This is a genomic window from Bradyrhizobium sp. B124 (assembly GCF_038967635.1).
Classification (GTDB): Bacteria; Pseudomonadota; Alphaproteobacteria; order Rhizobiales; family Xanthobacteraceae; genus Bradyrhizobium.
On sequence record NZ_CP152413.1, the window covers coordinates 8,936,936 to 8,963,256 of the forward strand.

Annotated in this window: 25 protein-coding genes and 1 pseudogene; 13 read left to right on the top strand and 13 right to left on the bottom strand. The window is 63.5% G+C overall.

Annotated features, from left to right (window positions below; genetic code table 11):
- Nucleotides 1-64: 64 nt before the first annotated feature.
- From AAFG13_RS41635 to AAFG13_RS41665, 7 genes are all read right to left on the bottom strand, one after another.
- Entirely contained in the window at nt 65-1,033 is a 969-nt protein-coding gene (locus tag AAFG13_RS41635) for a zinc-binding dehydrogenase (protein WP_212310985.1), read from the bottom strand.
- A 160-nt stretch (nt 1,034-1,193) separates the two neighbouring features.
- Complete coding sequence (locus AAFG13_RS41640; protein WP_173641873.1) at nt 1,194-2,189, bottom strand: nitronate monooxygenase family protein; 996 nt, start codon at nt 2,187-2,189, stop codon at nt 1,194-1,196.
- Between the two features lie 240 nt (nt 2,190-2,429).
- Nucleotides 2,430-2,864: a CBS domain-containing protein gene (locus tag AAFG13_RS41645; protein ID WP_342710606.1), complete on the bottom strand. Its 435-nt coding sequence runs from the start codon at nt 2,862-2,864 to the stop codon at nt 2,430-2,432.
- 295 nt (nt 2,865-3,159) lie between these two features.
- Nucleotides 3,160-4,476 (bottom strand): oxalate/formate MFS antiporter, encoded by a 1,317-nt coding sequence (gene oxlT, locus AAFG13_RS41650; RefSeq protein ID WP_212310983.1) that lies wholly within the window; start codon nt 4,474-4,476, stop codon nt 3,160-3,162.
- 237 nt (nt 4,477-4,713) lie between these two features.
- Entirely contained in the window at nt 4,714-6,009 is a 1,296-nt protein-coding gene (gene oxlT, locus AAFG13_RS41655; protein ID WP_342710607.1) for an oxalate/formate MFS antiporter, read from the bottom strand.
- 252 nt (nt 6,010-6,261) lie between these two features.
- Nucleotides 6,262-6,399, bottom strand: coding sequence for a hypothetical protein (locus AAFG13_RS41660; RefSeq protein ID WP_173641877.1), 138 nt, complete (start codon nt 6,397-6,399; stop codon nt 6,262-6,264).
- A 361-nt stretch (nt 6,400-6,760) separates the two neighbouring features.
- Nucleotides 6,761-7,267, bottom strand: a complete 507-nt coding sequence (locus AAFG13_RS41665) for a DUF2147 domain-containing protein (RefSeq protein ID WP_342710608.1) — start codon at nt 7,265-7,267, stop codon at nt 6,761-6,763.
- A 134-nt stretch (nt 7,268-7,401) separates the two neighbouring features.
- On the opposite strand from AAFG13_RS41665, the gene AAFG13_RS41670 reads away from it, so the two are divergent.
- Nucleotides 7,402-7,959, top strand: coding sequence for a DUF2975 domain-containing protein (locus tag AAFG13_RS41670; RefSeq protein ID WP_212310976.1), 558 nt, complete (start codon nt 7,402-7,404; stop codon nt 7,957-7,959).
- Between the two features lie 5 nt (nt 7,960-7,964).
- A complete protein-coding gene (locus AAFG13_RS41675; protein ID WP_212310975.1) occupies nt 7,965-8,201 on the top strand; it encodes a helix-turn-helix transcriptional regulator in 237 nt (78 codons plus the stop codon).
- 39 nt (nt 8,202-8,240) lie between these two features.
- On the opposite strand, the gene AAFG13_RS41680 is transcribed toward AAFG13_RS41675, so the two are convergent.
- Nucleotides 8,241-8,495: a TetR-like C-terminal domain-containing protein gene (locus AAFG13_RS41680; protein WP_342713517.1), complete on the bottom strand. Its 255-nt coding sequence runs from the start codon at nt 8,493-8,495 to the stop codon at nt 8,241-8,243.
- A 37-nt stretch (nt 8,496-8,532) separates the two neighbouring features.
- Between AAFG13_RS41680 and AAFG13_RS41685 the strand changes: the two genes are divergently transcribed.
- The 3 genes and pseudogenes from AAFG13_RS41685 to AAFG13_RS41695 all read left to right on the top strand — a co-directional run bounded on the left by AAFG13_RS41685 (nt 8,533) and on the right by AAFG13_RS41695 (nt 12,625).
- Complete coding sequence (locus AAFG13_RS41685) at nt 8,533-8,973, top strand: hypothetical protein (protein WP_342710610.1); 441 nt, start codon at nt 8,533-8,535, stop codon at nt 8,971-8,973.
- A gap of 67 nt (nt 8,974-9,040) precedes the next feature.
- A pseudogene (locus AAFG13_RS41690) lies at nt 9,041-9,678 on the top strand (aldo/keto reductase); the annotation flags it as partial.
- Between the two features lie 343 nt (nt 9,679-10,021).
- Nucleotides 10,022-12,625, top strand: a complete 2,604-nt coding sequence (locus tag AAFG13_RS41695; protein WP_342710611.1) for an MASE1 domain-containing protein — start codon at nt 10,022-10,024, stop codon at nt 12,623-12,625.
- A 214-nt stretch (nt 12,626-12,839) separates the two neighbouring features.
- On the opposite strand, the gene frc is transcribed toward AAFG13_RS41695, so the two are convergent.
- The 3 genes from frc to AAFG13_RS41710 form a co-directional block, all read right to left on the bottom strand.
- On the bottom strand, nt 12,840-14,117 hold the full coding sequence (gene frc, locus AAFG13_RS41700) for a formyl-CoA transferase (RefSeq protein WP_212310972.1): 1,278 nt from the start codon (nt 14,115-14,117) through the stop codon (nt 12,840-12,842).
- A gap of 66 nt (nt 14,118-14,183) precedes the next feature.
- The gene (gene oxc / locus AAFG13_RS41705; protein ID WP_342710612.1) at nt 14,184-15,914 is read right to left on the bottom strand and encodes an oxalyl-CoA decarboxylase; all 1,731 of its coding nucleotides are present in this window, start codon (nt 15,912-15,914) and stop codon (nt 14,184-14,186) included.
- An 89-nt stretch (nt 15,915-16,003) separates the two neighbouring features.
- Complete coding sequence (locus AAFG13_RS41710) at nt 16,004-16,699, bottom strand: GntR family transcriptional regulator (RefSeq protein WP_097670734.1); 696 nt, start codon at nt 16,697-16,699, stop codon at nt 16,004-16,006.
- 217 nt (nt 16,700-16,916) lie between these two features.
- On the opposite strand from AAFG13_RS41710, the gene AAFG13_RS41715 reads away from it, so the two are divergent.
- The 6 genes from AAFG13_RS41715 (at nt 16,917) to AAFG13_RS41740 (ending at nt 22,179) form a co-directional block, all read left to right on the top strand.
- Nucleotides 16,917-19,046 carry an acetate--CoA ligase family protein gene (locus tag AAFG13_RS41715; RefSeq protein WP_212310970.1) on the top strand — a complete coding sequence of 710 codons (2,130 nt, stop codon included), beginning with the start codon at nt 16,917-16,919 and terminating at the stop codon, nt 19,044-19,046.
- A gap of 270 nt (nt 19,047-19,316) precedes the next feature.
- Nucleotides 19,317-20,114: a sterol desaturase family protein gene (locus AAFG13_RS41720; protein WP_212310969.1), complete on the top strand. Its 798-nt coding sequence runs from the start codon at nt 19,317-19,319 to the stop codon at nt 20,112-20,114.
- The gene (locus AAFG13_RS41725; protein WP_342710613.1) at nt 20,101-20,475 is read left to right on the top strand and encodes a hypothetical protein; all 375 of its coding nucleotides are present in this window, start codon (nt 20,101-20,103) and stop codon (nt 20,473-20,475) included. The genes AAFG13_RS41720 and AAFG13_RS41725 overlap by 14 nt, the downstream gene beginning before the upstream one ends.
- Before the next feature lie 12 nt (nt 20,476-20,487).
- A complete protein-coding gene (locus tag AAFG13_RS41730; protein WP_212310967.1) occupies nt 20,488-20,685 on the top strand; it encodes a hypothetical protein in 198 nt (65 codons plus the stop codon).
- A 40-nt stretch (nt 20,686-20,725) separates the two neighbouring features.
- Nucleotides 20,726-21,034 carry a DUF6166 domain-containing protein gene (locus tag AAFG13_RS41735; RefSeq protein WP_342710614.1) on the top strand — a complete coding sequence of 103 codons (309 nt, stop codon included), beginning with the start codon at nt 20,726-20,728 and terminating at the stop codon, nt 21,032-21,034.
- A gap of 35 nt (nt 21,035-21,069) precedes the next feature.
- Nucleotides 21,070-22,179 (top strand): Zn-dependent alcohol dehydrogenase, encoded by a 1,110-nt coding sequence (locus AAFG13_RS41740; protein ID WP_342710615.1) that lies wholly within the window; start codon nt 21,070-21,072, stop codon nt 22,177-22,179.
- Nucleotides 22,180-22,310: 131 nt separating this feature from the next.
- Here AAFG13_RS41740 and AAFG13_RS41745 read toward each other — a convergent pair whose 3' ends face one another.
- Nucleotides 22,311-23,069: a GntR family transcriptional regulator gene (locus AAFG13_RS41745; protein WP_212310964.1), complete on the bottom strand. Its 759-nt coding sequence runs from the start codon at nt 23,067-23,069 to the stop codon at nt 22,311-22,313.
- Between the two features lie 116 nt (nt 23,070-23,185).
- Nucleotides 23,186-24,598, bottom strand: a complete 1,413-nt coding sequence (locus AAFG13_RS41750; protein ID WP_342710616.1) for an MFS transporter — start codon at nt 24,596-24,598, stop codon at nt 23,186-23,188.
- Nucleotides 24,599-24,954: 356 nt separating this feature from the next.
- On the opposite strand from AAFG13_RS41750, the gene AAFG13_RS41755 reads away from it, so the two are divergent.
- Both AAFG13_RS41755 and AAFG13_RS41760 read left to right on the top strand, forming a co-directional pair.
- Entirely contained in the window at nt 24,955-25,362 is a 408-nt protein-coding gene (locus AAFG13_RS41755) for a hypothetical protein (RefSeq protein ID WP_176532404.1), read from the top strand.
- A 152-nt stretch (nt 25,363-25,514) separates the two neighbouring features.
- A complete protein-coding gene (locus AAFG13_RS41760) occupies nt 25,515-26,309 on the top strand; it encodes an NYN domain-containing protein (RefSeq protein WP_342710617.1) in 795 nt (264 codons plus the stop codon).
- Nucleotides 26,310-26,321 lie beyond the last annotated feature (12 nt).

A 26,321-nucleotide genomic window follows, 5' to 3' on the forward strand; every position in this document is an offset into this window, starting at 1 on the left:
CGCCGGTGCACCCGACAGAAGATGGCGGATTACGCTTCGCTAATCCGCCCTACGCACCTCGTCGCTACAGCGTCACCACGATCTTGCCGAGGTGCTTGTTGGCTTCCATGTGTTCGAATGCCTTGCCGATGTCGGCGAATTTGTAGACCTGGTCGATCGGCAGTTGCAGCTTGCGCGCCTCGACCGCGGGCCAGATGTCCTTGCGCACCTCGTCGAAGATCTCTCTGATTTCCTCGATCGAGCGGGTGCGGAAGGTGACGCCGATATACTGGATGCGCCGCGCCGCGTGCAGGTCGAAATTGAAATCGGCGTGGGTGCCGCCGAGCCGGCCGACATTGACGATGCGGCCCTTGACCTTGGTCGCCTTGAGATTCTGGTTCGCCACCGGTCCTGAGATCTGATCGACGATCAGATCGACACCTTCACCGCCGGTCGCCTGCAACACCTGATCGACCCAGCCGGGATCCCTGGAATCGACCGCGAGATCGGCGCCGAATTCCTTCAAGCGCCCGCGGCGCATCGCATCGGTCGAGGACCCGACCACGAGCTTCGCGCCCTTCAGCTTGGCGATCTGCATCGCCATCAGGCCGACGCCGGAGCTCGCGCCCTGGATCAGCACGGTCTGGCCCGCCTGCAGCGCGCCATTGGTGACGACGGCATTGTGCATGGTGGCGAGCGCGACGGGCAGGGTGGCGGCCTCGTCGAAGTTCATGTTCGATGGCGCGCGAAACAGCCTGCCGTGATCGGCGAGCGTGTACTCGGCGAACGCCGCGCCGCCGGAGCCCATGATCCTGTCGCCGACCTTGACACCCCTGGCGTCGGGGCCGAGCTCGGCAACCTCGCCGGCCCATTCCATGCCGAGCACGGTGCCGACGCCGCCGGCCGCGCCGTGGGCGTGGCCCTTGGTCATGCCGAGATCGGCGCGATTCAGCCCGCAGGCGTGAACCTTGACCAGCACCTGCGTGCCCTTCGGCACGGGCTTGGCGACGTCGGTGATTTCAGGGCCATTGGCTCCGTACACATAGGCTTTCATGGGCTTCTTCTCGTTGTGTCGTCGAATTCGAGATGACTCTGAGTTCCGTCATCCCGAGGAGCGCGCAGCGCGCCTCGAAGGATGAACGGTCCGGCCTGTGGCCGTCGACCCTTCGAGACGCGCTTCGCGCTCTTCAGGGTGACGGATCACGACTCGATGCTTACTCCGCGGCTTGGCGCTTGCCGACCGATGTCATGCGGTCCAGGCGTTCGCGGATGATCGCTTCCGCCTCGCTCACGATGCGCGAGATCAGTTCGGCGCAGGACGGAATGTCGTGGATCAGGCCCTGCACCTGGCCGGCCGACCAGATGCCTTCGTCGGCATCGCCGGTGGCGTAGACCATCTTGCCGCGGGCGCCGGCGACCAGCTCACGGACGTCCTCGAACTTGGCGCCTTCCTTCTCCATCTGCACGACCTTGGTCGAGATCGCATTCTTGGCGACGCGCGAGGTGTTGCGCATGGTGCGGAAGATCAGCTCGGTCTCGCGCTCGTCATTGGCGACGATGCGTTCCTTCACGAGCTGATGGATCGGGCTCTCCTTGGTGCACATGAAGCGTGTGCCCATGTTGATGCCTTCGGCGCCGAGCGCCAGCGCTGCGACGAGGCCGCGGGCATCGCCGAAGCCGCCGGAGGCGATCATCGGGATCTTCACCTTGTCGGCGGCGGCCGGAATCAGGATCAGGCCGGGCGTGTCGTCCTCGCCGGGATGGCCGGCGCATTCAAAGCCGTCGATCGAGATCGCGTCGGCGCCCATCCGCTCGGCGGACAGCGCGTGGCGCACGCTGGTGCATTTGTGCAGCACCTTGATGCCGTGCCTCTTGAACTCGTCGACATGTTCCTGCGGCTTGTTGCCGGCGGTCTCGACGATCTTGATGCCGCTCTCGATGATGACCTGGCGGTATTCGGCGTAAGGCGGCGGCTTGATCGCGGGCAGGATGGTCAGGTTCACGCCGAACGGCTTGTCGGTCAGTTCGCGGCAGCGCGCGATTTCCTTGCGCAGATCGTCCGGCGTCGGCTGCGTCAGCGCGGTGATCATGCCGAGCGCGCCGGCATTGGCGACGGCGGCGACCAGCTCCGCGCGCCCGACCCATTGCATGCCGCCCTGCACGATCGGGTGGTCGACGCCGAACATTTCGGTGAAGCGTGTCTTGATCATTCTGCCCTCGTTTCCATCAGAATTTTCCGCGACGCGGACGGCCGCGCACGGTGTTGTTTTTGCATGTCGAGGGAAGGATGCAGTTCTGTCCGGCAAATGTCTACCGGCGACCTGCGGCGCGCCCATGCGGAAATGACGGGGCGCGGTGGTCAGGCGAGGGCGGAGTTTTAGGTTATTGCGGCAGGCGCTGGTGATCGGCACGCAGCGCCTGGCCGAGAGCAATGACAGCGGAGATGCTTGTTACGCCGGCACCGCGTCCTTCTTCGAGGCGGAAGTTTCCTCGTCGAACGCGGCCGCGATGTCGCGCATGCTGACGACGCCGATCAGGCTGTAATCGTCGATCACGGGCACGTGGCGAATGTGGTGCTTGGTCATGAGATGACGGATGTGCTCGAGCGTGTCGCTCGAGGTGCACGACACCAGCTGTTGCACCGAGACCAGCTGCGACACCTTCATGCCGGCGCCGGCGGCGCCGTGCTCGGCAATCGCGCGCACCACGTCGCGCTCGGTGAACATGCCGACGGCAGTGTTGCCCTCGGTGCGAACGACATCCTTGACCACGAGCGCGCTGATATTGCTGGCGCGCATCAATTGCGCGGCGATCGCCACCGTCTCGTTCATGCGAACCGTGGCAACGCGAGGGGTCTTCTTGCGCAGGATATCTCCGACTTGCATGGCAACCTCCTTGGTTATCGTTGACAGGATTCTGGTATACAAAATGCCAATTGTCAACGCGGCCGTTACGGAAATCTATCACCAGGAAACCGCCGAAATAGGCAGAGTTGCTGACGTTTCAGACGATTGTGACCTGGTGTGAGCGGGCTGGCCATCTGCCGCGCTTGGCGTACCTGGTATCTGGCATCCCTGTACTCCCCAAACGAAAGAGGCGCACCGAAATGCGCCTCCATCAGTTCCGCGGGAAGTCCCGAACTCGGGCCGTCAAATCAGGCCGGCATATCAAGCCGACATATCAGGCTGTCTTGGCGTTCGTCGCGGTCTCGGCTGCAGCGGCAGCCTCGTTGCCGTTGATGAAGGCGCGGCGCATCGGCTTGATCACGAACAGCGCCATCAGCGCCGCGGTGGCATTGAGCGCGACCGCGATCACGAACACCGCCTGCCAGCCATAGCTGGCGGCAACGATGCTGGCGGCCGGCACCAAGAGCGCAGCGGTGCCCTTCGCGGTGTAGAGCATGCCGTTGTTGGTGGTCGCGAACTTCGAGCCGAAGGTGTCGCCGCAGGTCGCCGGGAACAACGAGTAGATCTCGCCGAACACGCCGAAATAGACCGCGGTCGCCAGCACGAACACCAGCGGGTTATGGCCCCAGGTGGACAGCGTCAGCAGCATCAGCGCGCCGGTGCCGAACGCGATGAACATGGTGTGCTCGCGGCCGATATTGTCGGAGACCCAGCCGAAGAACGGCCGTCCGAACCCGTCGAAGATGCGGTCGAGCGAGATCGCAAATGTCAGCGCGGCCATCTGGAAGCCGGCGAGCGAGACCGGCGTGTTGGCGATCTTGTAGTCGTGCGCGATCGGCGCGATCTGCGCCGCCGCCATCAGGCCGCCGGAGGCGACCATCACGAACACCAGATACATCACCCAGAAGATCGGGCTGCGCAGCACCTGCGGCGGCGTGAAGTCGATCTTGGTCTGCGGCAGATTGAGCTGCTTCTTCTTCGGCGGGATCGTGACCGCAGGCTTCTGGATGAAGAAGGCGAGCAGGAACACGATCAGGCCTTGCCCGATGCCGAAATCGAAGAATGCGGTCTGATAGCCGCTCGAGGCGATCATGTTGGCGATCGGCACCACGGTCAGCGCAGCGCCGGCGCCGAAGCCCGCGGCGGTTGCGCCGGCGGCGAGGCCGCGGCGATCGGGAAACCATTTCAGCGCATTGCCGACGCAGGTGCCGTACACCGAGCCGGCGCCGATGCCGCCGATCACAGCCGCGGCGTAGAGCAAAGTGAGCGAATCCGCGTAGGAGTTCAGCACCCAGGACAGCGTGATCATGACGCCGCCGAACATGATGACGATCCGCGGGCCGTATTTGTCGACGAACCAGGCCTCGACCGGCACCAGCCAGGTCTCCGTCACCACGAAGATCGTGAAGGCGAACTGGATCGCCGCGCGGCCCCAGTGATGCGCGCCGTCGATCGGATCGACGAACAGCGTCCAGCCGTATTGCAGGTTCGCGATCATCGCCATGCAGACGATGCCCATGACGAGCTGCAGCCAGCGGAAGCCACTGGACGAAGGTTGTGCTTGTGTTACGGCAGCATTGCTGGAAACCATCAAATCCTCCCGAGCGCGCCTGGTCTTGTTGTGACCCAGTGTCGCAATTCTTGTGGCGTATCGTCGCAAGCGCTTAGCCGGAGGTTGGTATACTATATTCCAGAAAGCAAGCCTATCTTTCTGCTGCATTGCAGCAGAACTGGCATACGACGCGCCGGTTCAGCCCGTAGCGGACGCCGAAAAATGAAAACGCCCGGCGTTCGGCCGGGCGCTTTCGTCAGAAGATTGGCGTGTTGCTCAAGCCATCGCGGCCGATTTCGCAACCACGATTTTCCGCCACGGCTTGAGCACGGCGATCGCGAGCAGCGAGGCAAGGATGTTGGCGCCGGCTGCGATGATGAACACGTTGTCCCAATGGCCCGACGACTGCTGCATGTAGTTGGCGATCGGCACCAACAGCGCGGCGGTGCCTTTCGCGGTGTAGAGCAGGCCCGCATTCGTCGTCGCGAACTTGGCGCCGAACGTGTCGGTGCAGGTCGAAGGGAACAGCGAATAGATCTCGCCCCAGGCGAAGAACACGAAGCCCGAGAGCAGCACGAACCACACCGGGTCGTGGCCCCAGAGGTAGAGCATCCAGATGCCGAAGCCTTCCATGCCGAAGGCGATGAACATCGTGTTCTCGCGGCCGATCATGTCGGAGATCCAGCCAAAGAACGGACGCGTCAGACCGTTGAGGACGCGGTCGATGGTGGCCGCGAAGGTCACCGCCGTCATCGTCACCGCCATCAGCGTGACCGGCACGCTGTCGACCTTCCAGTCGACTGCGATCGGCTTCAGGTTCGCCGTCACCATCAGGCCGCCGGCGCCGACGATCACGAACATGAAGTACATCAGCCAGAAGATCGGCTGCCGCAGCACTTCGGTCGGTTGATAGTTGCGCCGGGTCTGGATGATGTTGGCATTCGCCACGACGGCCGGCACCTGACCGGCCTTCGGCGCTAGCAGGAAGAAGGCGAGCAGCACGATGATGATGCCCTGGCCGAGACCGAAATAGAGGAAGGTGGTCTGGAAGCCGGAGTCCTTGATCATCGCCTGGATCGGCGCCACCGTGAGTGCGGAGCCCGCGCCGAAGCCGGCTGCGGTGATCCCCGCCGCAAGCCCGCGCTTGTCGGGAAACCATTTCAGCGCGTTGCCGACGCAGGTGCCGTAGACGCCGCCGGCGCCGATGCCGGCGATGATCATGCCGAGATAGTAGCCGTTCAGCGAGGTCGCCTGCGCGTTGATCGACCACCCGATCGCGCAGAGAATGCCGCCGATCAGCACGACGAGGCGCGGGCCGTATTTATCGACGAACCAGCCCTCGACCGGCACCAGCCAGGTCTCGAACAGCACGAAGAGCGTGAAGGCCCACTGGATCGATGCGCGATCCCATCCGAACTTCTTCTGGATGTCGGGGACGAAGAACGTCCACCCGTATTGATAGTTTGCGATCATCACCATCGCGGCGACGCCGATCGCAAGTTGCGTCCAGCGATAGGTATCGCTGACACGTGCGGCCGCGGGGGCCGCAGTTGCCTGAACCATGTCCGACATTGATCCTCCCAGTGCGCGCTTTGTCATTCTGCTTGTGGCGCGGCTCGGTCATCTTGGTATTTGATATGCCAAGGTTCAAGCTGTCGCGGAGGTTGCGTGCGCTTATGCCGCAGAGGACTGAAGGCGGTCACCGCAGCGAGAGTAATTCAGCGCGCAAAAAAATGGCCCCGAAAATCGGGGCCATTGGTCGAAGGTTCAATGTCGCAACTTGCGACGAAACAGTCGCCGTGCAGCGCGCGGAATCCTCTGGCCTCAGAGGCCGAAGTGCGGCAGGTCGCCATTGCGGTTGGAGATCTCCGCGCTCTTCATCAGCAGGCGGTCGATCGAGGCCATCAGGCGGCCGAACAGGGTGGAGGAGGGCGCGAGCGTGAGTGCAGTGGTCTTGGACATTGGTGTCCCCTTTGACTGGAGGGCCAGCAACGGGCCGGCTCATCATCTGCAGCGAAATTATGTATACCAGATGCCAGAGACAACGGGCTTGTTTGCATAGCAGCATGGCAAATTGTGCAATGCAATAAAATGGTTTGGTTGGCATCCCAGATTGAAGGGGAGCGCATTGAAGCCACGGCCAAGTCCAGGCAAACGGGGGTCTTCACCAAGCCCGGGAATCGTACCGCTCTTGCGCGGTGCATTTCAACGTGGCCGACCGACGTCGTCGCTGCCCTCACAAAGAAGGCCGCCTGACGGGGCGGCCTTGAGTGAAAGGGTTTGCTTTTCTTCTTGGCCGATGAAGGGTCGGGGCCAGATCCCTTCACCGCGTCCAGTCTTCGCCCGCGCACAGCGTTCCCATGCAGCCGCGAACGTTCAGCGTGCCCGACGACACCAGCGTCACCGAGCTCTCATAGGTCTTGCCGTCATCGGCGTTGTAGATTCTGCCGGCCCACTTGTTCGGTCCTGCGGGCTGCATGTTGATGAACAGCGAGATGCCTATCACCGGCCGGGTCCGCTGCGCGGGATCGGCATTCTTGTCGTCGCGCTGCGGCTTGCCGGTGGCCTTGTCGGTCGGCTCCTTCAGCCAGACGACGCGGCCGCACAGCGCGCTGCCGCAGCGCTGGACCTTGATCCTGGCGTCGCCGGACTGGGTCAGCCAGACCCCGGCCGGATCGTTGGCCTTGTCGGCGGCCTTGGCGGCATCGGCGGCGCTGCCGAGCAGCGGAATGTGGAACGCTGCCACGATCAGGCGGCGCGTGAGGTGAGCGCGGATCAGCTGTTTCAGGGCGCTGCGGAGGCCGTCAATATCTGGGCGTAACGTCATCATCCACCTTCTTCATGAAAAATTTCATGATAAACATGAAATAAATCACGTTTAAGGTTGAGTCAACAACATTACCGCAGCATGATGCCGCCCGGCCGTAACGGCCTGTACGGGCAAAAAATTATCGGATGGATGTGATGAGGAAATCGGTTCGCGAGCAGCGCCAGCTTTGGTTTCGCCGGCTCGATCGGGCGTTCTGGGTGATCTGGGCTGCGCTGCCGGTCGTGCTGTGGCTGGCCTATTACCGCACCACGACGGCCGCGGGCGCGATCGCCGAAAGCCTCACCGGCGAGCAGGCGAAATGCGCGGCCATCGTCGCCGACCCGCTCGCCATGTCGGCCAAGGGGCAGATGCTGTTCTGGGCGCTGTTCGCGCTTGGGGTATCGTTTTATGCCGTGCTGATCGGCATCCTTCATCGCATGGTGAATCGATTCGCCAACGGGCGAATCTTCGTGTCGGAAACCTTGCAGGGTGTGTGGTGGATGGGGATATTCCTGGTGGTCTGGCCGTTTGTCGATACGATCACCACCAACGCGGTCGCCTTTGCCTTGTACAAGCTCGGCGACATCAAGTTCTTCCTGCCGAGCTACGGCGTCGACGTCGGCACCATCGCCGGCGGTGTGTTCCTGATGGCGCTGAAATTCGTGCTCGAGCACGCCATCCTGTTGCAGTCCGAAAACGATCTGACGATCTGAGGGTGATGCTCGTGCCCATCGTGGTGAACCTCGATGTCATGCTCGCAAAGCGCAAGCGCCGCCTCGGAGACCTCGCGGACGCGATCGGCATCTCGATCCAGAACCTGTCGATCCTGAAAACCGGCAAGGCCAAGGCGATGCGCTTCTCGACGCTGTCGGCGATCTGCCGCGAACTCGACTGCCGGCCGGGGGACATTCTGGAATATGTGCCGGGCGATGAGGGTGAGGCCGAGGGCGGCTGATCTGGCGCGACCGACTGGAAGGCCGCGCGGCCAGTCCGCTCAGCTTGCAGCCGCGTCTGGCCGGATCAGGGCGCGCATCAGCTCCTCGACGAGAGCTGTTGCCTTGGGCCAGCGCAAGGTGGGCTTGTTGATCTGGAGTGAGATCACGCCGTGAGTGGCTGCCCATAGCAGCAGTGACAGTCGTTCCGCATCTTCCGCCTCGCGGCCGGGTGTCGCCGCGAGGATTTCCTTGATCAGCGCCACCACGCGGATCTGAATCGCTCGTCCGAACGTTGCGGCCTTCGGATCGCTCAGGCCGCGATATCACGCGGCCTTCGTAGAGCATCTTGTAATGGCCCGGCCGTTCCAGCCCGAAACGGACCGTGGCGAAGACGCCGGCCCGCAGGCGCTCCCATGCACCGCTGCCGGCTGCGTCCTCCGCCCTGGTGCGCAGCTCGACGAGTTCATCGAACAGCTTTTGCAGGACCGCGAGCAGCAACGCGTCGCGATCGGCAAAGTGCGGATAGACCGACGGCGCGGCGATGCCGGCCTGCTTGGCGACAGCGCGCAGCGAAACGCCTTCGCACGAGCCGGCTTTGTCGATCAGGGCAATGGCGGCCTTGAGGATGTCCTCGCGCTATTGCCCGCCTTCACCTCTCGCATTCCGTCGACGCGCCTTCATCCGATTCCCTTGGCGAGAGCGTTTTCCAGCGAAGCGGACACCGGTTCGCGTGAGGAAAACGCGTCAAAACATGAACCTCGAGCGATTCAGTTCCGATTCTATCGGAACTGAATCGCTCTGGGGATCGTAACCTTACGCGTGTTCGGCTTGACGTGTAAATTTGACGGACCCCGCCGGGCTTACGATCGTGACCAAGGTCGGCGCGCGCCGCGGACCGGACAAATCCTGGCCCAGGGCGATATCCCGGCAGGAATTGATCGACGCCGTGCACGACAATCCGCGCAATCTCGGCCTTGACGTGCTTGATGTCGTCAACCTGCGCCTCGGTGGCCAGTTCGGCCCGGACGACAGTTCGGTGGAGGCGCCGCTCTCCGTGCTGGCCGAATTGCAGCAGCAGGGTTTGATCCGCCATGTCGGCCTGAGCAACATTTCCCGCGCGCAGTTCGATGAAGGCAGCAGGATCGCCGCCATCGTCTGGCGCATCGCAGCGATGACGCCTTGATCGATGATCTCGCGGCCAAGCAGGTTGCCTATGTGCCGTTTTTCCTCCTGGGCGGCTTCCGCCAGCTCAACTCGCCCATTCTGGACAGCGTCGCGCAAAGCCTCGGGGCGACGACCCGCCAGGTGGCGCTCGCGTGGCTGCTGCAACGCGCGCCGAACCTGCTGTTGATCGCCGGCACGTCATCGGTCGCGCATCTCCACCAGAATTTTGCAGCGGGCGCCCTGCGACTGCCGCCCGAGTCCATCCCGCAGCTCGACCGCGTCGCTATGGCCAGTCAGGCATCTCGCGCCGCTGGCCAGCAGGAGCAGAGCTGACAATGCGCGACGGGGGCCGTGGTTTGCCTCTTTTGCCTAGATAGGATGCATATGGGCGCCAAGGTTCGCTTCTGACGCGAAGCGGTCATGAGAGCGGCAGCGAGAGTTCTTGCGCCAACAGGGAAAATGATTGCTGATGATGTCACCGACACGCAGCGGGATCGGGCCGATTCGTATTCCGGATGCTGCCGCGCGTCGTGTACCGCCACCGTTAGGTCAACGGTGCTGTCCGATGGCCCTTGGTTCCGAAGTTGCCTAGCGCCTCTCTACTCACGATCGGGCGGCCATGTTTTGGTCAAAACTGCGTCCGCATTGTTGAGATGCCCACTGCAAAAGGCTCGCGATGGAAAGGGCAACGTTCGCCAAGGCCAGGATTTTCGCTTTTGGCGACGCTTGGAGCGTTGCGATCTACGCGGCCGAAATCCTGATAATTGCCGCAATTTATGCTGGTCTCGCCGAATCCGCGCGATTGCTTCCCGCAATCAATCCAGCCGCGACACCGCTATGGCCACCAACCGGGCTTGCGCTCGCGCTGGTCCTGCTGCGCGGCTACCGGATCTGGCCCGCGATCCTGGTGGGGGCCCTCGCTCCTTACCTCTTGGCCGACCGATCGCTCCTGGAGATCGGCGCCGCCGGGATCGGCAGCCTGCTTGCCGCATGTGCCGGGACATGGCTGATCGGCCGCTGGTCGAACGGTCGCCAGACGTTTGCCACACCGTCCGGTGTCGCAAGGTTTGCAATCATTTCCTTTGCGCCGACCACGATCATCAGTTCAGCCATCGCCTTGGCCGGCTTCACGCTCGCCAACGAATCGAATTTTTCCGATTCCGTCGTCGCCGGGTTGACCTGGTGGCTTGCGGACGCTGCCGGGGCCCTGGTGATTGCTCCGGTCATCGTGCTCTGGGCGACGATGCCCTTACGCATTGCTTCCAAATGGACTCTGTTGGAATCGATCACGGTCGCTGCTCTCGCTGGTACCATCGGGCTCGCTGCTTATAGCCCGCTGATCGGTAGCGATCTCGTCAGCAACGGCCTCGACGTGTTGCTGCCGCATCGGAGCCTTCTGGGCTTTCTGGTTTTACTGCCCTTGATCTGGGCCGGTCTGCGCGGCGATCGATGCGCCGCGACGACGGCCGCGCTCATTTTCGTCGGAACTGCCGTGTGGGGGTTCTCGGTGGGGAATGATCCATTTTCGAAAATCGATCCGAACGGGGCGCTGTTATCCTTGTTCGTGCTTTCGATCATCGTGTCGGCGCCTCCGCTTGCCCTGGCCGCGGCAAGCGCGACGCGCCAGGCCAGGGAAGCCCAGTTGCTTTCCGTCCAGGATCAGCTGAACGGTCAACTTGAACGGAAAGCTTTGGCGCTCGACAGCATCAGACGGCACTTCCAGACCCTTATCGAAGGCGTTGTCGATTATGCAATTTTTGCGCTTGATCGAGAAGGACACGTGACGAGCTGGAATAGCACCGCTCAAAAGATCATCGGCTACACCTCGGAAGAAATCATAGGCAAGCACTTCGGGATATTCTATCGGCCGGATGAACGCCGCGCGGGTTCACCGACGCACGCGCTGGAGTCGGCAATCGAAAGCGGCAAGTACGACGTAGAGGGTTGGCGTATCAGAAAGAATGGTACGCCGTTTTTCATCACAGGCTCAGTCTCTTCGAGCCGTGATGACGCAGGAAATCTGATCGGTTTTATCAGTATCCTGCGCGACGCGACGGAGCGCCGCGACGCGGAGGAGAAGCTGGTCCAGGCGCGCGAACAGCTCGCGATGTCTCAGAAGATGGAGGCAATCGGCAAGCTGACCGGCGGGATCGCACACGACTTCAACAATCTATTGATGATCATCGGAGGCAGTGCCCAGATATTTCAACGCCTGCTTGATCCAAAACTGCCAAAGGCCATCGAAGCCATACAAACCGCGGCCAAACGCGGCGAAAGTCTCACGCGCCAATTGTTGACATTCTCTCGTCACCAGCATCTCAGCCCGACGGTCGTTGATCTGAATGCGTCCATCAAGAACATGCGGACCATGATTGAGAGCTCGCTGCGCGGGAACATCGTGTACAACGAGAACGTTGGCGACGGCGTTTCACCGGTCAAGGTTGACCTCGCCGAGCTGGAACTTGCGATCGTCAACATCGCCGTCAATGCGCGAGATGCAATGACAAGCGGCGGCACATTCACGTTGTCGGTCCACGCGGTGACCGCAAATCAGGAAACCGGCGGCGATCGCCGTGGGAAGGCCTTCTTTGCGATCACACTTGGCGATACCGGCACCGGTATTCCGCCAAATCTTCTGTCCAAGATGTTCGATCCGTTTTTCACGACCAAGGAGGTCGGCAAAGGGACCGGGCTCGGCTTGTCCCAGGTTTATGGTTTTGCGCACCAGGCGGGCGGAACCGTGACGGCAGACAGCAAGGTCGGACAGGGAACAACGATTACAATCTATTTGCCGTCCTGTGTGGACGAGCAGATCACCAGCAAAGAGCTCGCCGCTGCCCGGGCAAGACCAAGGCAGCCGCCGCGGCAGACGGTTCTCGTGGTCGACGACAGCCCCGAAGTGGCGGATGTGACATCATCGCTGTTCGAGCATCTGGGTTATGAAACCATCTACCGAGACTCGGCCGAAGCGGCATTGAAGTTGCTCGATACCGGTACGAAGATCGATCTCGTCTTCAGCGATATCGTCATGCCAGGGACCATCGATGGCGTCGGGCTCGCGAGAGAAGTTCGGTCGCGGTACCCCGGTTTGCCCATAGCCCTCACAACCGGTTATAGCGATGCCGCAAAAGCAGCCCCGCCAAGCCTGAAAATACTCCGCAAGCCGTTCGATACCGAGGCGCTAAGAGACTTTATCCAGGATCTTGCGCCGCCGAGATCGACGCGATCATCCGGCGTACCCTTGGCGTCAAGCACGACTGAGGCTGTACGCAGAAGTTGACCGGTCGCACCATCGCGGGCATTGCCCGGCGGTGCCGACGCAGTGATCGAACAGGCTATTGTCGTAAAAGCTGAATAGGTTGTCCGCATCTCGCCCCGGGCAGACATGAGGCACCGGGCTCATCGATGTCCGCCATTGATGCGGAGAGCGGCAGCCCGAACAAAAATGGCCGCGGTTGCCCGCGGCCATTTGTCGTTTTGATTGAGCGCAGCCGTTACTCGGCCGCCTGCTTGCGCGGCGGGTCGAGCGCGCCGGAGTCGTGGATCTCGGCGACCTGGTGATCGCTGAAGCCGAGCACCTCGCGCAGGATCTCGTCAGTGTGCTCGCCGAGCAGCGGCGAGCGCTGAACGTCGCTCGGCGAATCCGACAGCTTGATCGGGTTACCGACCGAGATGTACTTGCCGCGGGTCGGGTGATCGACCTCGACCACGGTGCCGGTCGCACGCAGCGACTGGTCTTCCGCGATCTCCTTCATCGACAGGATCGGACCGCAGGGGATGTCGTCCTTGTTGAGTATCTCCATCGCCTCGAATTTGGTCTTGGTCATCGTCCACTGTTCGATGCGGGCGAAGATCTCGTTCAGGCGCGGCAGGCGTGCCGGCGGCTTGGCGTAGTTCGGATCGGTCTTCCAGGTCGGCTCGCCGATCACGTCGCAGATCTTCTCCCAGACCTGGGCCTGGGTGATGAAGTAGATGTAGGCGTTCGGGTCGGTCTCCCAGCCCTTGCACTTCAGGATGCGGCCGGGCTGGCCGCCGCCGGAATCGTTGCCGGCGCGCGGCACGGCATCGCCGAACGGAATGCCTTCGCCGAACTGGCTGTATTCCCTGAGCGGTCCATGGGCGAGGCGCTGCTGGTCGCGCAGCTTGACGCGCGCCAGGTTGAGCACGCCGTCCTGCATCGCGGCGGTGACCTTCTGGCCCTTGCCGGTCGTGGTGCGCTGATGGAGAGCGGCCAGGATGCCGATCGCAAGATGCAGGCCGGTGCCGGTGTCGCCGATCTGCGCGCCGGTGACCAGCGGCAGGCCGTCGCGGAAGCCGGTGGTCGAGGCGGCGCCGCCGGTGCACTGCGCGACGTTCTCGTAGACCTTGCAATCCTCATACGGGCCGGGACCGAAACCCTTGATCGAGGCGACGATCATCTTCGGGTTGAGGCTGTGGATCTTCTCCCAGGGGAAGCCCATGCGGTCGAGCACGCCGGGGCCGAAATTCTCGACCAGCACGTCACACTGCTTGATCAGCGCCGTGAGCACTTCCTTGCCCTTCGGGTTCTTGGTGTCGAGCGTGATCGAGCGCTTGTTGTGGTTCAGCATGGTGAAATACAGGCTGTCCACGTTCGGGATGTCCTGCAGCTGGCCGCGCGTAATGTCGCCGACGCCGGGACGCTCGACCTTGATCACGTCGGCGCCGAACCAGGCCAGCAACTGCGTGCAGGTCGGACCCGACTGGACGTGGGTGAAATCGAGAATGCGAACGCCCTTGAGCGCCTTGGTCATAATATTATGCTCCGTACTGTGGTCTGCCCCTGCACCCGCAGGGAGTGATGGGTTGAAGGGGACTGCCTACTTTTTCTTCAGAACGCTCTGAGGATTGAGGTTGCCGATGCGGCCGCTCTCCGAGCCCGCCGCCGGATCGATCACCGCGTTGATCAAGGTCGGCTTGCCGGAATCCAGCGCCGCATCGACCGCGCGCTTCAGCTCGTCGGGCGAGGTGGCGTTGACGCCGACGCCGCCGAAGGCTTCCATCATCTTGTCGTAGCGCGAGCCCTTGACGAAAACGGTGGTGGCCGGATCCTCGCCCGCGCTGTTGACGTCGGTGCCGCGATAGATGCCGTCGTTGTTGAAGATCACGACGCAGATCGGCAGCTTGTAGCGGCAGATGGTCTCGACCTCCATGCCGGAGAAGCCGAACGCGCTGTCGCCTTCGACTGCGAGCACGGGCAGGCCGGTCTCGACCGCGGCCGCGATCGAATAGCCCATGCCGATGCCCATTACGCCCCAGGTGCCGACGTCGAGCCGCTTGCGCGGCTTGTGCATGTCGACGACGCCGCGGGCGAGGTCGAGCGTGTTGGCGCCTTCGTTGACGAAGATGGTGTCGGGACGTTCCGTGATGATCGTACGCAGCGCGCCGAGCGCGCCGTGATAATCCATCGGCGATGCGTTGCTCATCAGCTTCGGCGCCATCTTGGCGACGTTGTCGTCGCGCTTCTTGGCTACGGTGGCGAGCCAGTCGCTCGGCGCGGCTGACCAGTTGGCGCCCATGGCGTCGAGGAACGCGGACACGCAGGAGCCGATATCGCCGACCACGGGGGCGACGATCTCGACGTTGGAATCCATTTCCTTCGGCTCGATGTCGACCTGGATGAACTTCTTCGGAGCCTCACCCCAGGTCTTGCCCTTGCCGTGCGACAGCAGCCAGTTGAGGCGGGCGCCGATCAGCATGACGACGTCGGCATCTTTTAGCACGGTCGAGCGCGCCGCACCCGCGCATTGCGGATGCAGGTCGGGCAAGAGGCCCTTGGCCATGCTCATCGGCAGGAACGGCACGCCGCTCTTCTCGACGAAATTCTTGATCGCCTCGTCGGCCTGCGCATAGGCCGCGCCCTTGCCGAGGATGATCAGCGGACGCTTTCCGTTCTTCAGCACGTCGAGCGCGCGCTTGACCGCCGACGGGGCAGGGAGCTGCGCCGGCGCAGCATCGATCACCTTGACCAGCGACTTCTCGCCGGCCGCCGCATCCATGACCTGGCCGAACAGCTTTGCGGGCAGGTCGAGATAGACGCCGCCCGGACGGCCCGACACTGCGGCGCGGATCGCGCGGGCAAGGCCGATGCCGATGTCCTGGGCGTGCAGCACGCGGAACGCCGCCTTGCACAGCGGCTTGGCGATCGCGAGCTGGTCCATCTCCTCATAGTCGCCCTGCTGCAGGTCGACGATCTCGCGCTCGGACGAGCCCGAGATCAGGATCATCGGGAAGCAGTTGGTGGTGGCGTGGGCAAGCGCGGTGAGGCCGTTGAGGAAGCCGGGCGCCGACACCGTGAGGCAGACGCCGGGACGCTTGGTCAGGAAGCCGGCGATCGAGGCCGCATAGCCGGCATTCTGCTCGTGGCGGAACGAGAGCACGCGAATGCCCGCCGCCTGGGCCATGCGGCCCAGGTCCGTGATCGGGATGCCCGGCACACCATAGACGGTGTCGATGCCGTTGAGCTTGAGCGCATCGATGACGAGGTGGAAGCCATCGGTCAATTCTTGCTCGGTGCCCGGTGCCTCGGACTTCGTAGCGGTATTCAGCATCGGCATCGTCTCCCTGATCGTTCTTGGTTCGGACGATCTGATCGTCGTCTGAAGCGGGTGTGGACTCTCAAACTTACGTGAACGGTTCTCTACGTGAATAATTCTTGGCCGTGCGCCTCGACATAGGCGGCAAGGCCGAGCGTGTGATCGCGCGCGCGCTTTTCGGCGAGCTCGGTGTCGCGCGCTTCCAGTGCCTCGATGATTCCGAGATGCTCCGGCAGCGAGGTCGCGGTGCGGTCCTTGCGGCCGATCGTGAGCTGGCGATAGCCGCGCACATGCAGCAGCAGGTCATTGGTGAGGTCGACCAGCACAGGCGATTCCGACAGCGAGATCAGCGCCTGGTGGAAGGCGATGTTGGCCTTGGAATATTCCTCGACGTGATCCTGCGGCAGGCGATCGTCGCTGAAGTCCTTGAAGAAGTCGCGCAGCGCCGTGATGTCCTTCTTGCGCGCGGTGGTCGTGATCAGGCGCGCCGCCATGCTTTCCAGCGCCGCCCAGGCGCGGATCATGTCGACGATCTCCGCCTTGGTGCGCCGGACCACGACGATGCCGCGGCGCGGCACGGTCTTCACGAATCCGTCCTGCTCGAGCATCGCGATCGCTTCGCGGATCGGCGTGCGGCTGACGCCGAGACGCTCGGACAATGCGCGCTCGTCGAGCATCACCGGCTCCGGCGTCGCGTAGATGTCCATCTTCAGGATCGCTTCTTTCAAGGCCTCATAGGCCTTGTTCTTGAAGCTCGTCTCCGGCGCGATCCGGACGATGGCGATATCTGTGTCAGCCATGGTGGGCGACGCCTTGGTCTGTTTCGGTTCTGGCACGACTCGTCTCCTCCTCTTGGAGACGTCTTCTTAGCAGAAGAAAGTACCTTAGATTTTTGGCATGCCAAATACCAGAATGTCAAGCTGCCCATATTTTTCGGTATTTTTGGGCATCGACCGACCTTGACAATTACGTTTTTGGCATACCAAATGCCACGAAATCTGTCCCAGGAGGAAGCCAATGTCAAATTCGAAGGATGCGGTCCGCAAAATTCTCGATGCGGTCAGGGCCGACAAGCGTACGAGCCTCACCGCGCCCGAAGGCAAGGTGGTCTGCGACGCCTACGGCATTCCGGTGCCAAAGGAGGGCGTCGCCAAGTCGGCCGCCGAAGCCGCGCGGATCGCCTCCGACATGGGCTTCCCGGTCGTGATGAAGATCGTCTCGCCCGACATCCTGCACAAGACCGAGGCCGGCGGAGTGGTGGTCGGCGTCAAGAGCGCCGCGGATGCCGAGAAGAGCTACGAGACCATTCTGGCCAACGCCAAGAAATATAAGGCCGATGCCAAGATCGAGGGTATCCAGGTCCAGCAGATGCTGGGCGGCGGCACCGAGGTGATCGTCGGTTCGATCACCGACGGCTCGTTCGGCAAGCTGGTCGCCTTCGGCCTCGGCGGCGTGCTGGTCGAAATCCTCAAGGACATCACCTTCCGCCTCGCGCCCGCGACCAAGGACGATGCGCTGTCGATGCTCGACGGCATCCAGGCGCATGAGATGCTGAAGGGCGTACGCGGCGGCGAGCCGGTCAACCGCGAGGCGCTCGCCGAAATCATCGTCAAGGTGTCGCAGCTGGTCAGCGATTTCCCCGAGATCGTCGAGCTCGATCTCAATCCGGTGTTTGCGACCAGCAAGAACGCGATCGCCGCCGACGTCCGCATCGTCGTCGACTTCGACTACAAGCCGCGTCCGGCGCCGCGCCCGACCGAGGAAATCGTCGCCGCGATGAGCCGCATCATGCAGCCGAAGGGCGTAGCCGTGATCGGCGCCTCCGCCGAGGACGGCAAGATCGGCAACTCCGTGATGAAGAACCTCATCAACGGCGGCTACAAGGGCGAGATCTATCCGATCCACCCGAAGGCCGCGGAGATCCTCGGCTACAAGGCCTACAAGAGCGTCAAGGACGTGCCGGGCGTGATCGACACGGCGGTGTTTGCGATCCCGGCGAAATTCGTCGCCGGCGCGCTCGTCGAGTGCGGCGAGAAGAAAATCCCCGGCGCGGTGCTGATTCCCTCGGGCTTCGCCGAAGCCGGCGCGCCCGAATTGCAGGCCGAGATCGTCGAGGTCGGCAAGAAGTACAACATCCGCCTGATGGGGCCGAACATCTACGGCTTCTACTATACCCCGGCCAATCTCTGCGCCACGTTCTGCACCGCCTACGACGTCAAGGGCCACGCCGCGCTGTCGTCGCAGTCGGGCGGCATCGGCATGGCGATCATCGGCTTCTCGCGCTCCGCCAAGATGGGCGTGTCGGCGATCGTCGGCCTCGGCAACAAATCCGACATCGACGAGGACGATCTGCTCGCCTTCTTCGAGCAGGACCCCAACACCAATTTGATCGCGCAGCACTGCGAAGACCTGAAGGACGGCCGGGCCTTCGCGGAGGCCGCCAAGCGCGTCTCCAAGAAGAAGCCGGTGGTCGTGCTCAAGGCCGGCCGCACTTCTGCGGGTGCGAAGGCGGCGTCGTCGCACACCGGCGCGCTCGCCGGCAACGACAAGATCTATGAGGACGTGTTCAAGCAGTCCGGCGTGATCCGCGCGCGCTCGCTCCGGCAGCTGCTCGAGTTCGCCCGCGGCGTGCCGGTGCTGCCGACGCCGAAGGGCGAGAACGTCCTGATCATCACCGGTGCCGGCGGTTCCGGCGTGCTGCTCTCCGACTCCGTCGTCGACAACGGCCTGTCGCTGATGCAGATGCCGCCGGATCTCGATGCGGCGTTCCGCAAGTTCATCCCGCCGTTCGGCGCGGCCGGAAATCCTGTGGATATCACCGGTGGCGAGCCGCCGATCACCTACGTCAACACCGTGAAGCTCGGCCTCTCGGACGAGCGCATCCACGCACTGATCCTCGGTTACTGGCACACCATCGTGACGCCGCCGATGGTGTTCGCGCGCAACATGGTCGAGGTGAAGAAGGAGATGGAGGCCAAGGGCTTCGTGAAGCCGATCGTCGCCTCGCTCGCCGGCGACGTCGAGGTCGAGGAAGCCGCCGAATATCTCTACCAGAACGGCATTCCGGCCTACGCCTATTCGACCGAACTGCCGGTCGAGGTGCTGGGTGCCAAGTACAAATGGGCCCGCGGCGCGGGACTGCTCTGATCGTCTGATCTGTCGAACACCAGAGGCCGCCTCGGACATCGTCCGGGGCGGCTTTTTATTTGGCTCCTGTCTGGGCCTTGCGGCCGAGGTGGGCGGGAAGGGCGGCATCAGCCCGATCGTTCGAACCCAGCCCGAGCTTTCCGGCTCCGTCTTGCGCCGGTTCCGCGCGCCATCCTTTTTTCCCGATCGCGTTCTGTCCATCAAGGCAGCTTGCCTTCCGTGGCTGATGTGCTACTGATATGTCAGATAAGAATGATGGAGGACTCCGCGATGGAGTTGGCTGCAACAGGGATGACCGACCGCCAGCGCAAATATCGCGCGACCTACCGCGAGCGCGTGGTGGGCTGGTACAATGGCTGGCTGCACGTCGTGCTGATCTACACGATCGGCTTCACGGCGCTGTACGTCTATTTGGCCAATGTGCACGATTTGAAGTGGTGGGAGTACCTCACCATTCCGGCGGTATTCCTGATTGCGAACTTCTTCGAATGGGCGGTGCATCGCTTCGTCATGCACCGGCCCTCGAACGTGCCGCTGCTGCGCGCGATCTACAGCCGCCACACGCTGATGCACCATCAGTTCTTCACCGAGGAGGAGATGCGCTTCGCCGATCATCACGACTGGCGCGTCACCTTCTTCCCGCCCTATGCGCTGGTGGTGTTCACCCTGATGTCGATCCCGCCAGCGATCGTCGCCGGTCTCGTGATCTCGGCCAATACCGGCTGGCTGCTGATCACCACGACCACGTCGATGTACCTGATCTACGAATTCATGCATTTCTGCTGCCACGTCGAGGAAAATGCCTTCGTGCGCAACATGCCCTTCGTCAACACCATCCGCCGGCATCATACCGCCCATCACAACCAGTCGATCATGATGGAGCGGAACATGAACCTGACCTTCCCGGTGATGGACTATGTGTTCGGCACCTCCGATCTCAACCGCGGCCTGCTCGGCCACGTCTTCAACGGCTACAGCACGCGCTACGTGAAGACCGACATGCGACGGACGGCGCGGACGCCGCGGGTCGTGGTGAAGGAGCAATCGGTGCCGCATGCCGCAGCTTGAACCCAATCTCGCCGGCCTCGCCTGGTTCGGCCTGCTGTGGAGCGTGTGCTGCATCGGCTTCCTGCAGCTGACCGGGATGTATCCGCTGCGCGGACGCGCCGTTCTGCCGGTGACGATGACGACCGCATTATGGGCGATGTTGCTCGCCGGCACGCTGGCATTCGCCCTGGTCGAGCTGCGCTGGACCACCGTCGTTGTGGTGGGCGGTGTGCTGTTCCTGTTCCTGCCCGGGCTGTTTCAGGCCCTGCCGGAATGGTGGCGTGACGGACGCGCGGGATTGCGGCTGTCCTGTTGCGCCATGATTGCGGCGCTGGCGCTGCTGGTCGGCGTGGCCGCACCATCGTTCCACATGTGGACCTAGAGGGAGGTCTCGATGCCAAGCCACATCAAGCTCATGCTGTCGCTGGCGTGCCTCGCCACGGCGGCCTGTGGATACTTCTTCATGGTCTATCTCGGACAGCAGGGACCGAGCTACGCGGTCGCCTTCCTTGGCGTATTCGCCACGGTCGCGATGTGGATCTTCCCCGAGGTCGTCAAGAAGGACATCACGATGCGTCCGCCAAGATCCTGACAGGACTCCTGATATGATGCTGCAGCACAGGGAGACTCCGATGGCGAGCTATGCCGGGGACCGCACCATCGACGGCATTTCCGTGCTGGTCGACGGCGAGCCGCTGTCACCGCATTACGACCAGCTTCGGCTCACCGAACACGGATTTGAATGGAGCTATGAGGGGCCCGAGCCGGCACAGCTGGCCTTCGCGCTGCTCTATGATCATCTGCACGACGCGACCGCGGCGAAGGCGCTGCACGAGAGCTTCATGCGGCGCATCGTCGCCAATTTCGGCAATGAATGGGAGCTCTCCTCGGCCGATCTCGATGAGGCGGTCGCGGCGCTGCGGTCCGGACAAACGGCCTGACCCGACGCTGATGTCCCGGCGAGAGAATTTTTGAGATGACCCTGACCTGTCGCGCGGCGGTGCTGCATCAGAGCGGAGCGCCGCTCTCCATCGAACGCATTTCGCTTGCAGCACCCACGCCGACCGACGTCGTGGTGAAGGTACGTGCCGCGGGGCTCTGCCACACCGATCTGGAGGTGATCGACGGGTCGCTGCGCTACCCCTTGCCGATGATCCTCGGGCACGAGGCGGCCGGCGTGGTCGAGGAGGTCGGCAGCGCGGTGCACGACGTGCGCGCCGGCGACCATGTGATCCTGTCCTGGAATCCGCATTGCGGACACTGCTTTCACTGCGATCGCGCGCAGCCGATCCTGTGCGAGAGCTATCTCACCAGGGGTGCGGAAGGCGTGCATTTCGACGGCGCGTCGAAGGCGCAGCTCGCGGGCGGCGGCAGCCTGTCGCATCTGATGTTCCTCGGCGCGTTCTCGGAATACCTCGTGCTGCCGGCGCAGCAGGCGATCGTCGTGCCCAAGGACATCCCGTTCGATCGTGCCTGCCTGATCGGCTGCGGCGTCATGACCGGCGTTGGCGCCGCGCTGAATGTCGCCGCCATCGGCTATGGCGATACCGTGATGGTCACCGGCTGCGGCGCGGTCGGGCTGGCGGCGGTGCAGGGCGCCCGGCTCGCCGGCGCCGGTGCGATCATCGCGGTCGACCTCGACGATGCAAAGCTTGCGCTGGCGCGGCAACTCGGCGCGACGCACGCGGTCAACGCGGCGCGCGAGGACCCGGTCCGGTTCGCAAAGGAGGCGACGCGTGGGCGCGGCGCCGACGTCATCCTCGAGGCGGCGGGCCATCCACTGGCGTTTCGGCAGACCGCGGAAGCAGTCCGGCCGGGCGGCGAGGTGATCTGGCTCGGCAAGATCGACGTTACGCAAGACGTGAGTTTTCGCTGGGGCGCGCTGATGGGCGAGAAGCGATTTCGCCGCTCGAGCTACGGCGGCGCGCGGCCACAGCGCGACTTCCCGTTGCTAGCGCAGGCCTACCTCGACGGCCGGCTCAAGCTTGACGAACTGATCACCGGCCACTGCAGCCTCGACGGCATCAATGATGGCTTCGAGGCGTTGCGGCGCGGCCGCTCGATCCGCACGGTCGTCGAGCTCTAGAGCATGATCCGGAAAAGTGGAGCCCGGTTTTCCCTCGCGACAAACGCGAAGCGTTTGCGCGGAGATCATGCTCAAACAAAGAGACGAGATCATGATGCGATTTCATCCAATCGCATCATGATCTCAAGCTCTCACAGCGTCGAACGTGCAAAGCTTTCGATGTAGTCGATCAGGCTGTCGGACGCGGCGCCCGCGGCATCGACGCGGCGCTCCGCGACGGCTTCGGCGACGTCGGCATGCAGCCGCGCCGCGAGCGGCAGGTCGGCCGCTTCCTTGTAATGCTGGTACCAGAATCGGCGCGACAGGCCGTGCATCAGGCCCATGGCGCGGGAAGCGAACTCGTTGCGCGACGCCGCCGAGATCAGGGTGTTGAACTGGTGATCAAGCCGCATGAACAGCAGATCGTCGGATTTTTCCGACGCGCGGCGCATGCCGGCGGCGATCTCGGAGAATTGCTTGCGTTGCTCGGTGGTGGCGCGCTCGGCGGCGCCGCGCGCCATCAGCCGTTCCAGCTCGCGCCGCACCTCGAGCAGGCGGAGCTGGGCGCGCAGGTCGATCTCGGATACCAGCACGCCGCGGCGGGCCAGGATGTTGACGAGGCCGTCGCGCGACAGCCGCTGCAACGCCTCGCGGATCGGGGTCCGGCCGATGTCGAGCCGCTTGGCGAGCACGAGCTCGGAGAGCGCGGTGCCGGGCGGCAGTTGCAGCGTCACGATCAACTCTTCCAGCTCGGCATAGGCACGGTCGGTGAGGGTGACGTCGGCTTGCGGGAGACGGGCCTGCGCGGCAGCGCGCGGCTTGCCGGCGGCGGCGGACGATGGCCGCGCCGGCCGGCGGTTTCCTGCTGCGCGGGCGCGCACCGTGCTGGATCGCTTGTTCGAATCGGCCATCGGGATCTTGCGTGCTGCTGTACAGCAGATATCTCACACGCCCCGCCGGCAGTGACAAGGCCGCTCGACGGGCGCTACACCGAATCCGGCCGCGTGCAGCGAACAGCGGCGCATCATCAGTGCGAAATGCTCTCCAGCGTGCGGCCGCGGGTTTCCTCGCCGAGCAACAGCACCGCCAGCGCCGCCACCACGAACGCGCCGGCGCCCAGCGCGAACACGCCGCTCTGTCCCGCCGCGGGCAGGATCACGCCGATCACATAGGGGCCGATCAGCGAGCCGATTCGGCCGATCGCGGAGGCAAAACCGGTTCCGGTGGCACGGACATGGGTCGGGTACAGTTCGGGCGTATAGGCGTAGAGCGCCGACCACATGCCGAACAGGAAGAACTGCATGCAGAGGCCGGCAATGATGAGCTGGGTCTGGTCCGCCGCCGAGCCGTAGAAGTGGCAGGCGATCGCGCCGCAGAGCAGGTTCATCACCAGCGTCGCCTTTCGGCCCCAGGATTCGACGAGCCACGCCGAGACCAGGAAGCCGGGAATGCCCGCGAGCGAGATCAGGATGGTGTAGAACACCGATTTGGTGATCGGGAATCCCTTGGCCTGCAGCAGCGCGCCGAGCCAGGTGGTCAGACCGTAGAAGCCGAGCAGGGCGAAGAACCACAAGGTCCACAACATTGTGGTCCGCTTGGCGTAGATGCCTGAAAACAGCGTCCGCAGGCCGGTCACTTCAGACGCGGGAGCGGCGGCCTGGCGCACGACCGGCGGCAGCTCCTTGCTGCCGAGACGATCGCGGACCCTGCTTTCGATGTCGCGCACGGTCGCTTCGGCCCGCTCGGAATAGCCGTGGGAAGCGAGCCAGCGCGGCGATTCCGGAACGTAGCGTCGCACCACGAGCACGAAGGCGGCCGGGATCGCCTGCAGGATGAAGACCCAGCGCCAGTCGGCGGCCTGCAGCACGAAGTAGGTCAACAGGCCCGACGCAATGAAGCCGAGCGGCCAAAACCCTTCGAGGAACGCGATGTAGCGGCCGCGGTTGCGGGCCGGCATGATCTCCGAAACCATCGACTGCGCGACTGGAAACTCCATGCCCATGCCGAAGCCGAGCAGCAGGCGGGAAGCACCGAGCGCGGTCGCCGTCGTCGAGAGACCGCAACACAGGCTGCCCAAGCCCCAGAAGATCATGCTGACCTGGAAGACGCGGGCACGGCCGAAGCGGTCGGCCAGTAGGCCGGCGGACGCGGCGCCGACGAACATGCCGAGGAAGCTCATGCTGGACAGCAGCCCGGTTTCCGCCGTCGACAGGCCGAAGGTCTGGCGGATCGAGCCAAGCACGAAGGTCAGCGCGGCCAGGTCCATGCTGTCGAAGAACCATGCGGTTGCGATGATCCCGAAGATCCATCGCTGATAGGAGGTCAGCGGCAGCCGTTCGAGGCGCGCCGCGATGTCGGCGACTTGCTGCGCTTGCGCGGTGCGCGCGACGGCGGCCGGAGCCCGGCTTGCGGCCGATGCGGTGGCGTCGGAAATGGTCATTGCTGTCCTCCCCAAGTGGACGTTGCCGGGCTCTTGTCGGCCCGTTTCATAAAATGTCACACGGATAGCAGTGATATGTCAATTGGTGATCACACGCGAATTGGCGGCGCTGACCGACTCGTGGCGCCGGGCATGGCCGGGGACAAATCGGCGCGGAGCGCGGGCCTGACCGGCGTTCGATAGCGCTTCGGACATCTTCCGAAGCGGCATCAAAGCCCGGTTAACGGCATGCGATAAATCGGGGCCTGTCCGATAATCCGACTTTAATGGGGGGCCGACTAAAGGTCTCATGGTTGCAATGTGCCGGACGCCTGGGGGTATCCGGTGTTGGGTCCGGAGGAGGCGTTTTCCCCATCATGTCAGTTCAGGTCGATTTGGATTTTGCGAGCGACGATCGCGCAAGGGCGCAGATCGGCGCGGCGGTGAGCTATCTGCTCAGGGACGCGACCGGTGCTGCGCGTGAGCATGCGGTCGAGATGATTGTCGAGATGGTCCGCGATGTCGCAAGCCGGCCGGCCGGCCTCGAAGCAGCGTCCCTTCAGCCGCTCATGAGCGGCGTCACCTATCGGGATTTTGTGATCGATGCCTACCGGCGCGATGTCGATCGCTGGCGCGCAACCATCCGCCGGTCGAACGGCAAGAAGATCCGGATCGCGTCTCCGCCGTCGGTGCGCGACGAGGCGACGACGACAGCGGATGCGATCACCGCCGAGAAGGCCATCGAGTTCGCGAGGCGGGCGATCGATTTGGGCGAGGTGCTCTGACCACACCGCCCGAGGGTGCTTTCGCCGCGAAAGTCCCGGCGATGCCACCGACCCTATGCTTGCGACGCGCGATGTGCTCCGATGCGACGGCTGCGTCGGTTCCGGAGCCGTCAGCGGAATCTTGATCCATCCTATCCCAGCAGAGAGAAGCCATGCCTTCCGAACTCCGTTCGCCCCGTCTGGCGGTCCTGATCGACGCCGACAATGCATCTGCCAGGATCGCCGATGGGCTGTTCGAGGAGATCGCCAAGATCGGCGAGGCCAGCGTGCGCCGCATCTATGGCGACTTCTCCAATCCGAGGTCCAAGGGCTGGGCCGACATTCTGTCCAAGCACGCCATCATCCCGCAGCAGCAATTCGCCTATACGACCGGCAAGAATGCATCCGACATCACCCTTGTGATCGATGCGATGGACCTGCTGCACAGCGGCCGGTTCGATGGATTCTGCCTGGTGTCGTCGGATAGCGATTTCACCCGGCTTGCCGCCCGCATCCGCGAGCACGGTATCGACGTGTTCGGGTTCGGCGAGCAGAAGACGCCGGAGAGCTTTCGGCAGGCCTGCCGCAGGTTCGTCTATACCGAGAATTTGCGCGGCGGCGCGACGAGCAATCAGGACGCAGCGGTGCGCGCCCAGCCGTTGCAACCGCCGGACGCCGCCACGCCCATCCTCAAGAAGGTGATCGGCCAGATGGCCAGTGAGGACGGCTGGGTGACGCTTGGCGAGGTCGGACGGCAGCTGGCCAATCTGGCGTCCGATTTCGATCAGAGGACTTACGGCTTCCGCACCCTGAGCGAACTGGTGCGCAGGACAAATGCGTTTGAGATCGAACAGCCCAAGGGCGGGACGACGCGAATCCGTATCAAGCCTTCAGCTGACGCCCCTGCGAAAGCACCTCCAAGACGGCGAACGCCAAGACGACGAGCCGGTCAAAAACCGCCGGAATGAATGGCGCGCAGC